Origin of the sequence: Actinomadura litoris (assembly GCF_009733595.1) — a bacterium.
In the GTDB taxonomy this organism is placed as follows: Bacteria; Actinomycetota; Actinomycetes; order Streptosporangiales; family Streptosporangiaceae; genus Spirillospora; species Spirillospora litoris.
Genome location: NZ_WOFH01000013.1, coordinates 102,314 through 115,275 on the forward strand (window position 1 = coordinate 102,314; position 12,962 = coordinate 115,275).

15 protein-coding genes are annotated in these 12,962 nt (G+C 68.4%); 6 read left to right on the forward strand and 9 right to left on the reverse strand.

Annotation, left to right across the window (positions count from 1 at the left end; all coding sequences use genetic code 11):
* Nucleotides 1–39: 39 nt before the first annotated feature.
* Nucleotides 40–783, forward strand: a complete 744-nt coding sequence (locus tag GNZ18_RS31440; protein ID WP_156220278.1) for a hypothetical protein — start codon at nt 40–42, stop codon at nt 781–783.
* On the opposite strand, the gene GNZ18_RS31445 is transcribed toward GNZ18_RS31440, so the two are convergent.
* On the reverse strand, nt 780–1,805 hold the full coding sequence (locus tag GNZ18_RS31445) for an isoaspartyl peptidase/L-asparaginase family protein (protein WP_156220279.1): 1,026 nt from the start codon (nt 1,803–1,805) through the stop codon (nt 780–782). The two genes, GNZ18_RS31440 and GNZ18_RS31445, sit on opposite strands and share 4 nt — an antisense overlap.
* Before the next feature lie 145 nt (nt 1,806–1,950).
* Between GNZ18_RS31445 and GNZ18_RS31450 the strand changes: the two genes are divergently transcribed.
* Nucleotides 1,951–3,084 (forward strand): phosphatase domain-containing protein, encoded by a 1,134-nt coding sequence (locus tag GNZ18_RS31450; RefSeq protein WP_156220280.1) that lies wholly within the window; start codon nt 1,951–1,953, stop codon nt 3,082–3,084.
* 6 nt (nt 3,085–3,090) lie between these two features.
* Here GNZ18_RS31450 and GNZ18_RS31455 read toward each other — a convergent pair whose 3' ends face one another.
* Both GNZ18_RS31455 and GNZ18_RS31460 read right to left on the reverse strand, forming a co-directional pair.
* Nucleotides 3,091–3,504: a Dabb family protein gene (locus GNZ18_RS31455; RefSeq protein ID WP_156220281.1), complete on the reverse strand. Its 414-nt coding sequence runs from the start codon at nt 3,502–3,504 to the stop codon at nt 3,091–3,093.
* A 91-nt stretch (nt 3,505–3,595) separates the two neighbouring features.
* Nucleotides 3,596–4,150: a TetR/AcrR family transcriptional regulator gene (locus GNZ18_RS31460; RefSeq protein WP_156220282.1), complete on the reverse strand. Its 555-nt coding sequence runs from the start codon at nt 4,148–4,150 to the stop codon at nt 3,596–3,598.
* A gap of 125 nt (nt 4,151–4,275) precedes the next feature.
* Here GNZ18_RS31460 and GNZ18_RS31465 point away from each other — a divergent pair, with 125 nt between their 5' ends.
* Entirely contained in the window at nt 4,276–4,764 is a 489-nt protein-coding gene (locus GNZ18_RS31465; protein ID WP_156220283.1) for a hypothetical protein, read from the forward strand.
* An 88-nt stretch (nt 4,765–4,852) separates the two neighbouring features.
* Here GNZ18_RS31465 and GNZ18_RS31470 read toward each other — a convergent pair whose 3' ends face one another.
* From GNZ18_RS31470 to GNZ18_RS31490, 5 genes are all read right to left on the reverse strand, one after another.
* The gene (locus GNZ18_RS31470; protein ID WP_156220284.1) at nt 4,853–5,404 is read right to left on the reverse strand and encodes a hypothetical protein; all 552 of its coding nucleotides are present in this window, start codon (nt 5,402–5,404) and stop codon (nt 4,853–4,855) included.
* Nucleotides 5,401–5,577, reverse strand: coding sequence for a hypothetical protein (locus GNZ18_RS31475; RefSeq protein ID WP_156220285.1), 177 nt, complete (start codon nt 5,575–5,577; stop codon nt 5,401–5,403). The genes GNZ18_RS31470 and GNZ18_RS31475 overlap by 4 nt, the downstream gene beginning before the upstream one ends.
* 283 nt (nt 5,578–5,860) lie before the next feature.
* Entirely contained in the window at nt 5,861–6,727 is an 867-nt protein-coding gene (locus GNZ18_RS31480) for a hypothetical protein (RefSeq protein WP_156220286.1), read from the reverse strand.
* A 230-nt stretch (nt 6,728–6,957) separates the two neighbouring features.
* The gene (locus GNZ18_RS31485) at nt 6,958–7,824 is read right to left on the reverse strand and encodes a DUF5753 domain-containing protein (protein WP_156220287.1); all 867 of its coding nucleotides are present in this window, start codon (nt 7,822–7,824) and stop codon (nt 6,958–6,960) included.
* 188 nt (nt 7,825–8,012) lie between these two features.
* Nucleotides 8,013–8,834 (reverse strand): SAM-dependent methyltransferase, encoded by an 822-nt coding sequence (locus GNZ18_RS31490; RefSeq protein ID WP_156220288.1) that lies wholly within the window; start codon nt 8,832–8,834, stop codon nt 8,013–8,015.
* An 821-nt stretch (nt 8,835–9,655) separates the two neighbouring features.
* Between GNZ18_RS31490 and GNZ18_RS31495 the strand changes: the two genes are divergently transcribed.
* The 3 genes from GNZ18_RS31495 (at nt 9,656) to GNZ18_RS31505 (ending at nt 11,972) form a co-directional block, all read left to right on the forward strand.
* A complete protein-coding gene (locus GNZ18_RS31495) occupies nt 9,656–10,297 on the forward strand; it encodes a DUF4360 domain-containing protein (protein WP_156220289.1) in 642 nt (213 codons plus the stop codon).
* 324 nt (nt 10,298–10,621) lie between these two features.
* A complete protein-coding gene (locus GNZ18_RS31500; RefSeq protein WP_156220290.1) occupies nt 10,622–11,254 on the forward strand; it encodes a DUF4360 domain-containing protein in 633 nt (210 codons plus the stop codon).
* Between the two features lie 88 nt (nt 11,255–11,342).
* On the forward strand, nt 11,343–11,972 hold the full coding sequence (locus GNZ18_RS31505; protein WP_246250790.1) for a DUF4360 domain-containing protein: 630 nt from the start codon (nt 11,343–11,345) through the stop codon (nt 11,970–11,972).
* Nucleotides 11,973–12,133: 161 nt separating this feature from the next.
* Here GNZ18_RS31505 and GNZ18_RS31510 read toward each other — a convergent pair whose 3' ends face one another.
* On the reverse strand, nt 12,134–12,682 hold the full coding sequence (locus tag GNZ18_RS31510; RefSeq protein ID WP_246250791.1) for an HAD domain-containing protein: 549 nt from the start codon (nt 12,680–12,682) through the stop codon (nt 12,134–12,136).
* Nucleotides 12,683–12,962 lie beyond the last annotated feature (280 nt).

Below are 12,962 nucleotides of genomic sequence, written 5' to 3' on the forward strand. Positions count from 1 at the left end.
GAGTGAGGCGCCGTGGCCCGGGGTCCAAGATATGCCGACGTGGAGCGGCACGAACTGTTCCTTGGGCTGCATGGGGTGCTGCGTGTGAACCCCGTCGTCACCGAGCGCTGGCGGCTCGATGATGTGGAGAGCGTTGAGGATGGCGTCAACGCTCTCGCCCTGAGCCGGGCGGACGCCTACGGATGGCCGTCCGTCCGGCGTTGGTCGCATCTGGAAGCGGGTGGAGACTGGACACAGGACCGGCGAATCCGTGAAATCGCCTGGTACCAGGTCAGGGTCAGCCCCCATCCCGCCCAGCGGCTTCCGTTTCATCCGCTCGCGGCGGTCCTCAGGGACACGCTCGACGCCGTCGGCACGTGGGAGCTGGCCGGAGTGCACGCGGTCGTGCCCATGAAAGTGGCCGCCGACGCTCGGGAGGCGCTTGCCTCGATCAACGATTGGCACGAACTGACGGACTTCCTTCAGCCGGAGAACGAGGTGACCGTCACCGTCGCGGGCCTGCCTCCCGGCGTGGACGTCCATGCCATCGCATCGGCGGTCGAGGAGACGGGGCAGGGGAAGATCCGCGTCAGCGCCAGGGGCGACCTCGCGCATCCCCTGGGAGCGGTCACGGGTTGGGAGGATCGGCAGGGCGACCGTGCCAAGACTTTCGGCTGCTCCGTTCGCGGATGGCGGTGGGACGTCGCGGCCTGGGTCATCGAGGTCTTCACCGAGGCCCTGCGCCGGGCTTCGCTCTCGTCGCACGTCCTGGTCATGGTGGCGCGGGACGCGGTCAGCCGCTAACTTGCGGGGGTTTCGTCGTCGTAGAGCCGGGTGGTGATTTTGCCGTCCGCGGTGATGTAGCCGTTGATGATGCCCTTGGTGCTGTGCGGGGTGGCGAGGTTGCCTCTGGGGTCCAGGGCGATGACGCCGCCGGTCGCGCCTAGTGCGGGGACCTTTTCGTTTACCACCGTCGCGGCGGCCTTGGCCACGGGCATGTGGGCGTACTGCATGAGCGCGGAAATGTCGTGGGCGGCGACGCTGCGGATAAAGGCTTCGCCGGTGCCGGTGGAGGAGATGGCCGCGGTGCGGTTGTCGGCGTATGTTCCGGCGCCGATGACCGGGGAGTCGCCCACCCGGCCGGGTTGCTTGTTGGTCAGGCCGCCGGTCGAGGTGGCGGCGGCGAGGTTGTGCGAGCCGTCCAGGGCGATCGCGCCTACCGTGCCACCGGTTTCGGTCTTCGCGCCGGGCTTCGGGTGCTTGGCCTCCATGAGCTGGTTCCAGCGGCGCTGCGTCCAGAAATAGTCCTGGGTGGTGTACGGGACGCCATTGCGGAGTGCGAAGTCGTCGGCGCCCTTGCCCGCCATGAAGACGTGCGGGGATTTCTCCATCACCAGCCGGGCGAGCGAAATGGGGTTCTTGGTGTGGTGGACGCCGGCGACCGCACCCGATCGCAGGTCGCGGCCGTTCATGATGGAGGCGTCCAGTTCCTGTTCGGCGTCGGCGTTGAACACGGCGCCCTTGCCCGCGTTGAAGTTCGGGTCGTCCTCCAGGACGTTGACGGCCTTTTCGACCGCGTCCAGTACCGGTTCACCCTTCTTGATCTGCGCGTAGCCGGTTCGCAGGGCCCTGGTCAGGCCGTCGCGGTACGCCTTTTCCTCTTCGGGTGTCAGGCTGCCGCGGGGCAGGGAGCCGGCTCCGCCGTGGACCGCCAGCACGACGTGTGCCAGAGGCGCCCGGGTGGGCGGCGCCGTGGCGAGTTGGGAGCCGGACAGGGCGATGACCAGCGCGGCGAAGCCGGCGGACACGGGCAGGGAGCGGCGCATGGGAGACCTCCTGAGGTGAACGACCACCGACGTCGTCCCCGGCCCGGCTCCCGCAACACGTTCAATACCTGCCAAACGTCGTGCTCATCGGCGGCGGCGGATGTCATGATCGGCGGTGTGCTGTTCTGTGTCGTGCGGGGGTGCCATGGTTGAGCCTGCGAACGTGCTGCTGTCGGGCATTGTCGGGTCCACCGCCTATGGGCTGGCGGGGCCCGGTTCCGACATCGACCGGCTCGGCGTGTATGCGGCGCCGACCGTCGAGTTCCACGGTTTGACCCCGCCCGCCGGACGTGCGGCGACGACGGTCACGACGAAACCCGATGTGACCTTTCATGAGGCGGGGAAATTCGCCGCGCTCTCCCTTCAGGCGAATCCGACCGTCACCGAGCTGATGTGGTTGCCCGACGAGCTGTATGAGGCCCGTTCCGCTCTCGGCGACCAGCTCATCGGGATTCGGGCGGCGTTTCTGTCGGCGGCGCGGGTGAAGGACGCCTATCTGGGATACGCGACGCAGCAGTTCAAGCGAATGGAGACCCGCGGGGACGGGTCCTTCAGCGCCGACACCCGCAAGCGGACCGCCAAGCACGCCCGCCATCTCGCGCGGCTCGTCCACCAGGGGCTCGGCCTGTACCGGACGGGTGAGCTGGACGTGCGGCTGTCCGATCCGGGGTGGTATCTGGGCTTCGGGGAGCGCGTCGCCGCCGGTGACCTCGCCGAGGCCCGCCGGGTTCTGGCGCGGGCCGAGGACGATTTCGCCGCCGCCCGCACGCCGCTGCCGGACGAGCCGGACCGCGACCGTGTCGAGAGCTGGCTGCACGACGTCCGCGCCGCGCATCTGGCGAGGCCCGCCGCGCGGGGGCTCTACCTGGTCGATCTCGACGGGACCGTGGCCCTCCGGCAGGACACCGACGACGTCCGCTCCCCTTATGACTGGAGCCGCGTCGGAGAGGACGTCCCGCACACGCCGATCGTGGAGGTCGTCCGCGCGCTGGACGCGGCCGGGCACCGGATCATCTACCTGTCGGGCCGGTCGGAGGAGTGCCGCGCGGCGACCGGTGTGTGGATCGCCGCGCACGTCGGTGTCCCGGGTGAGGCGCTGCTGATGCGGCCGGCCGGGGACCACCGGCCCGACCGGGTCATCAAACGCGCCCTCTATGAGAGGTTCGTGGCACCGGTCGGGCCCGTGACGGCCGTCCTGGACGATCGCGCGTCGGTCGTGCGGATGTGGCGCGCCGACCTGGGCCTCACCGTGCTGCAGGTCGCCGAGGGCGACTTTTGACCCTGCTCAGGCGTGCGGGCCCGGCGCGGCACTTCCGCTGTATTCGCCCAGGTCGGAGACGAGGCGGGTGAGTTCGGGGTCGCGGTCGTAGCGGCGCTGGTGCAGGGCCGCGATCTTGGCGCCCATCCCGGGGTCGAGGTCGTCGGTGATGTCGAACGAGGCGAACCTGTCGACGAGCGGCAGGCCGATCCGGTCCGTCCGCAGGTGGGAGGGATGGGTGAGGTACTCCCAGTAGCCGTCCAGGTCCTCGATGAGGAAGGTGGCGCCCCATTCGTACTCGCCACCGTGGTCGCGTCCGACGGTGAAGGACGTCACGGCCGGGATGGACCGCCCCTGGTTTCGCAGGCTCTCCAGGGCCTCCTCGACCTGCTCGGGGGAGGCGCCGGGCTTGAACGTGAAGCGGTTGCCGTGCACGATCATGATCCTTTTCCCTTCGGGCGAGAGAGTGAGTGGCTGATCACTCACTTCTACTGAGATTCAGAACCTGGAGCGAACGCGTTCTATTCCTGGGCTACGGGTGGCGGATTCCGGCGTCCAGCAGCCGCGCCCATCCCTCGGGGATCTCGTCGACCCCGGCCGTCACGATCAGGTGGCAGAGTTGGCCGTAGGCCATGAACCGCTGGACGGCCTCGTCGGGCGCTCCGGAGCGGGCCCTGGCCAGCTCGACCACCCGCTTGAGCCCGGCGCGCAGGCCCGCGCCGATCTCGGGGATCTCGGCGACCGACTGCGCGTGCACCTGGAGGATGAGCAGCGTGCGGTCGGCGATGAGCTGCGCGTAGGCGTCGCCCATCGCGTCGAGGATGTCCGCCGGGTCCGCCGAGGCGGCGGCGCCCGCGCCGCGTTCGAGCGCGTCCACGACCTGGTCGAAGCAGGATTCGAGGGCGGCGGCGAACAGCTTCTCCTTGCTCGGGAAGAACTTGAAGACGTAGGCGGGCGAGATCTTGGCCGCGCGCGCGACGTCCGCGACGGTCGTGCCGTGGTAGCCGCCGTGGGCGAAGGCCCGGACGGCGGTCGCCGCGACGACCGGTCGGCGGAGTTCGGCGGTGGAGAGGATGCCTCGGGCCATGTGAGTGACCGTACAATCACTCATGGCTCTCGTAAAGCGAGACCTCGGCGGCGGCACACGGTGAAAACGAAGCCGGCAAGTGCCCGGCTATGGCGAATCGGCCGCGCCGGCGGCATGCTCAGACCATGATCGATGACGCTGGACCGAGGGGGACGCGGCGGTCCGTGGCGTCGATGTTCGTCACCGCGGCGAGCCTCGCCCTGCCGCTGGCGCTGCTCGCGGGGGCGGTGTACCTGCTCGTCTTCGCGGTCGAGGAGGGCGGGGCGACGCGTGACGCCGCCGCCGGGCGCGGGCGCCCCGGCGTCCTCCTCGCGGAGAAGTGGCGGTGCGCGCGGCGGTGCTCCTGGTACGGCCGTTTCACGCCGCAGACCGGGAACGAGGTGAGGTACGGCGTCGAACTGCGAGGAGCGGACGACGGCGCGGTCAAAGCGGGAAACCGGCTGCCGGGACGCGACGTCGGACGTTTCGTCCAGGCGGACGGCGGCAAAGGCGAATGGGGCTCCACCATCGGCGCCGCCGTCGGCACCTTCCTGCTTCTGGCCTTCGCGGTGGGCAGCCTGGTCGCCTTCTTCGCCGGCAGGGACACCGCGCCCCGGCGACGATCGGTCACGTGATCGAGGACGGCAGGGCCCCTCGCGTCCTCACCGAAGGCCGCGAGCCCGCCATTGCGGGCCTCGCCGAGAATGCCGTGCGAGTGGGTGGTCAGGGAATCCACATCCAGGCGTCCGTGTGCGTCTCCTTCACATCGACCGGGATCTTTTCGAGCTGCGTGTCGTCGAGCAGCCGGTAACCGCGGACGACCTCGTGGAGTTCGTTCGATGTGATCACGGCGAACTCCGCCTTCCGCGCGGTCATCCTCGCCTTGAACTCGGGCGCGTCCAGCATGCGGCACGCCCGATTGAGCGCGATCCCCGAAAAGCCTTCGGCGTCTTTGAGGAGATGGCCCGCGTCCAGGGCCAGGCGGAGTTGTATCTTCTCGGCGGGCGAGGCGAGCATGTTGTATCCGCGCACCGCGCCTCCGAGTTTGGCGATGAAGTCCCGGAACAGCACCTCGACCCCGACCCTTCCGGTGACGACCAGGACGCCGTCGCCCCGGTCGATGTTCTTCTGCGACCGCCAGGGGACGTTCGCGGCGTCGGACGCCGCCTTGACCATCTCGTGCATGGCGGTGCGGACCTGCGCCTGGTGCACCGCGTCCCGGCCGGTGAAACGCGAGATGTCGACCGCGAAGCAGGTCCTGTACCGGGGTTTCATGACCTCGTGTCCTCGGTGGTCTCGCTCGTCGGCGCCTTCCAGGGCGCCGTCCCGTCCGCGGCCTCGGCCCAGAATTCGATCAATTGCTCGGAGTCCAGGCCGTGCAGGGCGGGGTACTGGTGGAGCCGTCTGCCGGTGACCAGCATCCAGGTCGTGGTCAAGACGATCGCCAACTCGACCTCCTCTGGGCAGCGTGGCGCCGCGCCATGGCGGCGGCTCACGGTAAAGAAGCTTTTTCGTAAGGCGTGACCATTGCCTCTGCCAAGGAGGAGGTTCAGCATCGTGGGGAGACTCCGGACGAGCGAATGAACACCCATACCCTTGCGCACCGACCCTGGATTATGTACCGGTTTGGCCGGAAAAAACAAAGTGAACCACCAGGTCGCGGCAGGAAAAGCCACGAAACGCCAAGAAACGCTGATCGGGCTGACGAGAACAGATCACGAATCGAACGGGTCAGTCCTCAAGGAGCGGCGCCGTCTTCCTGGCCCCGGGAATGACGGCGCGGTCGACGCAGCCGGAGAAGAAGAGCGCGGCGTCCTCGTCGCCCGAGTAGGCGGCGGCATGCTCCAGGACCCGCGCCTGCTGGACGGTCAACTGCGCCCGCGCGGCGCAACCCACCTTGCAGGCCATGAGCAGATCGGTGGCGGGCGACACCCCGGCGGCGGCCGCGTTCGCGGCGAACGACTCCGCGCGCTGGTCATAGGGGTCGCCCGAGGCGAACAGGGCGAGGGCCACCTCGAACAGGACGCCGGGGTCGCCGGTCGCGGCCCGGACGGCGAGCGATCGGGCGTAGGGCCCGAGCGTCGTCAGGCCGTGCAGCTCGATGCTGGTCATCTCGACCGGCTCGGCCCTGGTCAGCGCGCGGGACGGCTCGGAGCCCGGCCCCGGGACGGGCAGCCGCACCGGCTCCTCGGGGTAGGGTCGCGCGTCCCGCAGGAAGATCCCCTGGCGTTCCTGCTCCTTGTCCAGGGTCCGCGCCTCGCTCAGCAGCGCCTGCCAGCCGGGCAGGGTCGAGAGCCCGGGATTGCTGCGGAGCACGCCGTCGGCCCAGGCCAGGTGCTGGAAGGCGAGGATCAGCCGGGACAGCTGCACCGCGCTCGGCAGGCTGTGGTGCGAGCCCATGATGATCTTCTGGATGTTCGCGGTGGACGACAGGCCGGTGCCGTCGGCGGCGCCGGCGAAGTCGGTGTACAGCTCGGGAAGCCGCTTCAGCGTCCGCAGGATCTGTGGAAGCGGGGGTTGTCCGTGCTGGATGTGCGAGTGGTACAGGCAGTTGACCATCAGCTGGTGGGCCGGGGTCCGTCGCGGCGTCGTTGCCATCGGTCCGTCCTTGCGCTGGCGTGCGGACAGGTGCTGAACGTTGCACGTCGCCTCGGCGCGCCGCGTCCACTCGGCATCGGAGGATACGTCCGTCGAGGCTGTCGGTGAAGCGAGCGGGATCGCCGCGCACAGGTGATCGTCCAGGACGGGATGGCCCTGTCGCCACTGGCCAGCCTGTCACGCCCGCCGAGTCAATTCTGTGGCATACGAGACATTTGTCCCCAGCCGGATCACAGCGCGGAGATCATCTCCCGCAGCAGGCCGGGCGTGTGGGCGGGGGGCTCGGCGATGACCGCCAGCAGGTCCATCGCGTACAGGTGCCGCTTGTGATCATCCGGATAGTAGGCGGCGTTGAACTGTTGCAGGAAGACCACCTGCCGGACGTCCTGGTCGTGCAGCACCCGCACCAGCGTGATCGGGCTGCGCGGCAGGTCATGCCCGACGGTCAGCGGGATGATCTGGATCGTCACGTGCGGCAGCTCGCACAGGTCCAGCAGGTGGTCGAGCTGGCGGTAGGTGGTCTCGGGGGTCCCGACCCGGCGGCGGAGGGCGGTCTCGTCGATGATCGCCCACAGCCGGGGCGGGTTGCGCTCGTGCAGGACGCGCTGGCGCCGCATCCGCAGTTCCAGGCGTTTGGCCAGCTCGCCGGCGTCGGCCCCCGGGTTGGCGCCGCGGATCACGTGCGCGGCGTAGGCGGGATGCTGGAGCAGGTCGGGGACGGCGCCGACCGTGTAGCAGCGGATGATCTCGGCGGCCTGCTCCGCGCCGAGGTAGGGCAGGAACCACGAGCGGATGAACGGGCGGTACGGCTGCCACCAGCCTTCCTGCCGCGAGCTGAGGGCAAGTTGCAGAAGTTGCAGGCGGGCGGCGTGGTCGGTCAGGTCGTACAGGGAGGCGAGCGCCATCACGTGGTGCGGGTCGGACGCGGTCACCCCCCGCTCCATCGCCTTCAGCAGGGGCAGCGACCCGATGGCCGCGCCCGCCGTCTCGGACGTCACGCCGTTGCGTTCGCGCAGGTCACGTAGCTTGGCCGCCAACAGCAGCCGGGGGCGCGTCAGCGCGTCGGGGTCTTCCGTCGGCAGCCACAGTGTGTGCACGCCTCACCTCCCCTGGACGCACCGCCGGTCGAGCCCCGGTTGCCACCGGTTTCCGACGGCCGACCCCGGTTGCCGCCTGGCCGACTCCGGTTGCCGTCGGTCGCCCCGCAAGCTTGCCTGATCGCCGCGCACCTGGAAACCCCGACCGAAATACGGGCAGGAATGCGCAGGCGGTCATGCCGGGAAGGTCAGGGCTTTCGGCCCACGCCACCGAACTGGTCGACCTCATCCGGCAGGAGGTCGGTGGTTTCGGGCCGCCATCGATTGCAGGACACGATGCCCGGCTCCAGCAATTCCAGGCCCACCGCGCCGAACAGATCCTCCAACTGGCGCTTGGAACGCCAGACGCCCTTGGGGGCGGCGTCCCGGTTCCACATCTCGACGGCGTCCCGCGCCCGCACGCCCGTGACCTCGTCGGTCTGGTGGCTGATCGCCAGATGGCTGCCCGGGGCGAGCCGCCCCATCAGCCGGCCCAGGATCCGGCGCGCCTGCTCGTCCTCCATGATGTGCCAGACGACGCCGAGCATGGTGACGGCCACGGGCCGGTCGAGGTCGAGCGTGCGGCCCGCCTCGTCCAGGATGTGGTCCGGGTCGTGCAGGTCGGCGTCCAGGTAGGCGGTGACCCCCTGCGGCGTGCTGGTCAGCAGCGCGCGCGCATGCGCCAGTACGAGGGGGTCGTTGTCGACGTAGACGACCCGGGCGTCGGGGCGCAGGCGCTGGGCGACCTCGTGGGTGTTGTTGGAGGTCGGCAGGCCCGTCCCGATGTCGAGGAACTGGCCGATGCCCGCCTCTCCCGCGAAGAACTCCACGACCCGGCTCAGGAAGAGCCGGTCGGCCCGCGCCTGCGCGACGATATCGGGCAGCACCCGCTCGATCTCGTCGGCCATCGCCTTGTCGGCCTCGTAGAACTGGTGGCCGCCGAGCCAGTAGTCCCACACGCGAGCGGAATTGGCGACGTTCGGATCGAGGCCCGGAACCGATGGCAGATGCTCCTCGAAACGCTCACCCATGATCATCCCACCAAACCAGACAAAAGTTGTTTTCAGGCTAAACAATCCGAGCGGCGGGCGCGAGGGCCTTAACTGGAGGGCACCGCCGATTGGCAGCGGACAACGGTCTCACCCGGCACAATACAGCGCCGCCGCCTCACCCCTTGGCCGATCCCCCTCCGTGACTCCCGGCATTCATCGCGCCATGGCCCCCAATGCGCCGATTGGACAACAGCAGCCGCAGGTCCACCCGCGCGGCTCCCACCTGCGCACCCCGGGGACGCGGACGGCTTCGATTAACTTCAAGGGCCGGGCCGCCGGGCTTGGACGGGTCCACCTTCGCCGGACCGGCCCATGGAGACCTATCGATTTTATGGAGAAGACGCTCACCCGCGAAGAAGCGCTTTTTCGAAAACAGCCCATCACCTTCGGCCACGAACGCCTTTCGATGCGTGAGCACAAGCAACCGTTTGCGTGATTGCCCGATCACCGGGAGTCGGTCGCGCGGCGGTCGGGCGGCCCTCTGGAAGCGCTGCTTCGGTCAGCGATCAACAGGAGTTTCGGCCGACCCTTTCCAGGAGGATGGAACGTTCGAGGCTGGTGGGGCGGGTGGGAGCATGAGATCGAACTGCCTGGGACGCCGATGTTTAAAAAAGTTAAGACAGAAAGTCTATCGAAAAAGACGCCGTTGACCCCCTTCCTCGGATAGGAATACGGTCACGAACGATTACCGGCTGCGAGGTGATCGCAGGAGAAGTCGCGAGCGACGGCAGCCAGGAAATGTCCGGGCGACCAGCAGGGCCGCGCCGGTCCCCCTCCCGATTCGGTTGGAAGCCCAACACATGATGAATTCCAAACGTACGGCGACGGCGTTAGCGGGTACCCTCGGCCTGACCGCCCCGACGGCTGCTCCCACGTCCGCGGCACCGGCGCCGGCCATGCCGGAGGGCGCTAGCATCGAGGTGGTCTCCGTCAACGGCTCCGGCTGCGCGAAGGGGTCGGGGACGGTCGTGATGTCCGAGGACAGGACCGGCTTCACCGTCAACCACAGCCGCGATCTCGCCTACGCCGGCAATGGCGCGCCGGTGACGGCCTCCCGGAAGAACTGCCAGATCAGCCTGCTGGTCAAAGCCCCGCACGACTACACCTACGCCATCGGCGGCGCCGACTACCGCGGTTTCGCCGGGCTGGAGCGCGGCGCGAGCGTCCGGCTGCGAACGCGCTACTATTTCCAGGGACTACGGGACGATTCGAAGGTCGATCACGCGCTCCAGGGCCCGTATTTCGATGGTTGGCAGTTCACCGACGTGATCTCCACGCCCCACCTCGCCTACAAGGCATGCGGCGAGGATCGCGCCCTCAACATCAACACCGAGCTGCGCGTGGATCCCGGAACCTCGGGCAGCGACAAGATGAGCTTTGTGTCGATGGAATCCACGAGCAGTAGTGCACGCTATGACTTCGCGTGGAAGCGCTGCCCCTGACTCCTGGACCTGGTCCCCTGGCAAATGATCCACAGGTGTTTCGGCTGCCCTCTTTTCGGCCGCCCCCCAGTGGTGCCGGTCGGGCGGCCGTGAGTTCGAGATCGGGCGGCCCCGGACCCGGGTGTTTAAAACAAGTTACGACAGAAACTTTATCGAAAAAGCCGATGTTGACCCCCTTCCGTCCGCGGGAATACCGTGACAAACGATTACCGGCTGCGAGGTGATCACCGGTAAATCCGTAAGCGACAGCAGCTAGGAAATGTCCGGCCGACCAGCAGGGCCGCGCCGGAAACCTCCCCGATTCGCGTGAAAGACCAACACATGATGAATGCAAAACGAACGGCGATCGTGCTGGCAGGCGCCCTCGGCCTGGCCGCGCTGACGACTGCTCCCGCGTCCGCCGCCCCGCCCATACCCGACGGCGTCAGTGTTGAGGTGGCGGCCGTCAACGGCTCCGGCTGCCCGCAGGGCACGTCGTCGGTGGTGATCTCCGAGGACAGGACCGCCTTCACCGTCAGCTACAGCGACTACCTCGCCTACGACGGCGGCAACGCGCCACCGGCCGACTCCCGAAAGAACTGTCAGATCAGCCTGCGCGTCAACGCTCCCGACAACTACACCTACGCCATCAGCGGCGTCGAGCACCGCGGCTTCGCCGGGCTGGAGCGCGGGACGAGCGGCCTGCTGCGCACGAACTACTACTTCCAGGGACACCCGGGCAACCAGCTGGTCGATCACGCGCTCAAGGGCCCGTATGTCGACGGCTGGCAGTTCGACGACCAGATCCCCGTCCAGCAGCTCGTCTACAAGCCGTGTGGCGAGTCCCGCAACCTCAACCTCAACACCGAACTGCGCGTGGACGCCGGAAGCTCCGACGGCGACAAGATGAGCTTCCTGTCGCTGGACTCCACCCACGGCAGCGCGCGCTACGACTTCGCTTGGAAGCGCTGCCCCTAGCTCCCAGATCGAGACCCTCGGCGAATGGCCGGGGCGACCGGCAAAAGGCCGCCCCGGCCTCCCACCCGATTCGCGCGGAAGACAACACATGATGAATGCCAAAAGTACGACGGTCGTGCTGGCAGGCGCCCTCGGCCTGGCCGCCCTGACGACCGCTCCCGCCTCCGCGGCCCCGGCTGCCCCGGAAGGGGTCAGCATCGAGGTCGCCTCCGTCAACGGCTCCGGCTGCCCGCAGGGCACGTCGTCGGTGGTGATCTCCGAAAACAGGACCGCCTTCACCGTCAACTACAGCGAGTACCTCGCCTACGCCGGCGGTGAGGCGCCACCGACGGCCTTCCGGAAGAACTGCCAGATCAACCTGCGCGTCCGCCACCCGGCCAACTACACCTACGGCATCATCGGCGCCGACCATCGCGGCTTCGCGGGGTTGCAGGCCGGGGCCACCGGCCTGGTGCGGACGAGCTACTACTTCCAGGGGTCGCCGACGAACCAGGTGGGCGACCACCAGCTCAAGGGTCCCTACGCCGACGACTGGCAGTTCAGCGACAGGTTCTCAGACGTGCGCTACAAGCCGTGTGACGAGGAGCGCAATCTCAACCTCAACACCGAACTGCGGGTGAACGCGGGAGGCTCCGACAGCGACAAGATGAGCTTCCTGTCGATGGACTCCACCCACAGCAGCGCGCGCTACCTCTTCGCGTGGAGGCGCTGCCCCTAGTTCTCAGCGCGAGGCCCCCGGCGAATGGTCGCAGCGACATGGCCGCGCCGGGGGCCCCTCCCGCTTCGTGTGGAAGGCGGAGACATGATGAATGCCGAACGCACAGCGATGGAATCCCTTCGCAGCAGCGCGCGCTATCTCCTCGCGTGGAAGCGCCGCCCCTAGATTTCAGGTCGAGGCCCCCGGCGAATGCCGGGGGCCTCCCTGTCGGCGGAGCCATTCGTGCATGGCGGAATAGTCGGCCCAGTGAGCCCTTCCCGGGCGTCGACACGGTGGAGGAGGGCCTTGCCTTCATGGTGGGCGGCAACCCAGGAACGGTCGGCCGGGGTGATGTCGTCATCGACCCACACGAACAGCCGTCCCGCGGCCCAGGCGACGAGCGGCCGGGTCTTCCAGTGCATCCCGCGACGCGCGTCCAACTCGTCCAAGTCCGCGGTATCGGGCCAGATGACGGCCTCCAGCGGTGGCAGACCGAGCAGTGGGCAGAGGCATTCGTTCGCCTCCGACATCCAGGTCGTGGCCCAGACGAGGCGGCACTTCAGAGCCGTCAGCCGGGGCCCGTGCCCGGGGTCGACCCTGTTCAGGAGCGGATGGGACACGGCCAGATGACGGGCCACCGGGTAGGTCGGATAGGGACGCGCGGCCCCGAAGGGAATGAGCGGGCCGTCCACGTCGAGGAAGAGCACGGGAAGGTCGGGGGTGCCTGTCACCGGTGCACAGTAGCGCTCTCGTCCCGTTCGGCTACCCGTGTTCCGATTGGATTCCAACGGGGTTCCAGCGGGGCTGCGCGATCATCTTTGCTGCCTGCGCGGTGCGGGCGGGAAAGGTGAACCCCGACTCTCCTGGGAAATGGCATGGGACGCGTTTCGTCCATGCCGGTGAAGGCGGCCTTGTGTGCGGGCCGCCTTCACTCTTGGTGACGCCCGGTGACGGCGGTTCGGCCCGGTCCCGTTCACCGCGGCGTTGCCTCCCTTCATTGAGCCGTCGCCT

Excerpts from the sequence above, each read along its gene's own strand:
- GNZ18_RS31460 (WP_156220282.1), bottom strand. The coding sequence starts at position 4,150 with ATGGCCCGAGGCATCCTCTCCACCGCCGAACTCCGCCGACCGGTCGTC.
- GNZ18_RS31445 (WP_156220279.1), bottom strand. The coding sequence starts at position 1,805 with ATGCGCCGCTCCCTGCCCGTGTCCGCCGGCTTCGCCGCGCTGGTCATC.
- GNZ18_RS31450 (WP_156220280.1), top strand. The coding sequence starts at position 1,951 with ATGGTTGAGCCTGCGAACGTGCTGCTGTCGGGCATTGTCGGGTCCACC.
- GNZ18_RS31495 (WP_156220289.1), top strand. The coding sequence starts at position 9,656 with ATGATGAATTCCAAACGTACGGCGACGGCGTTAGCGGGTACCCTCGGC.
- GNZ18_RS31480 (WP_156220286.1), bottom strand. The coding sequence starts at position 6,727 with ATGGCAACGACGCCGCGACGGACCCCGGCCCACCAGCTGATGGTCAAC.
- GNZ18_RS31490 (WP_156220288.1), bottom strand. The coding sequence starts at position 8,834 with ATGGGTGAGCGTTTCGAGGAGCATCTGCCATCGGTTCCGGGCCTCGAT.
- GNZ18_RS31455 (WP_156220281.1), bottom strand. The coding sequence starts at position 3,504 with ATGATCGTGCACGGCAACCGCTTCACGTTCAAGCCCGGCGCCTCCCCC.
- GNZ18_RS31505 (WP_246250790.1), top strand. The coding sequence starts at position 11,343 with ATGATGAATGCCAAAAGTACGACGGTCGTGCTGGCAGGCGCCCTCGGC.
- GNZ18_RS31465 (WP_156220283.1), top strand. The coding sequence starts at position 4,276 with ATGATCGATGACGCTGGACCGAGGGGGACGCGGCGGTCCGTGGCGTCG.
- GNZ18_RS31500 (WP_156220290.1), top strand. The coding sequence starts at position 10,622 with ATGAATGCAAAACGAACGGCGATCGTGCTGGCAGGCGCCCTCGGCCTG.
- GNZ18_RS31470 (WP_156220284.1), bottom strand. The coding sequence starts at position 5,404 with ATGAAACCCCGGTACAGGACCTGCTTCGCGGTCGACATCTCGCGTTTC.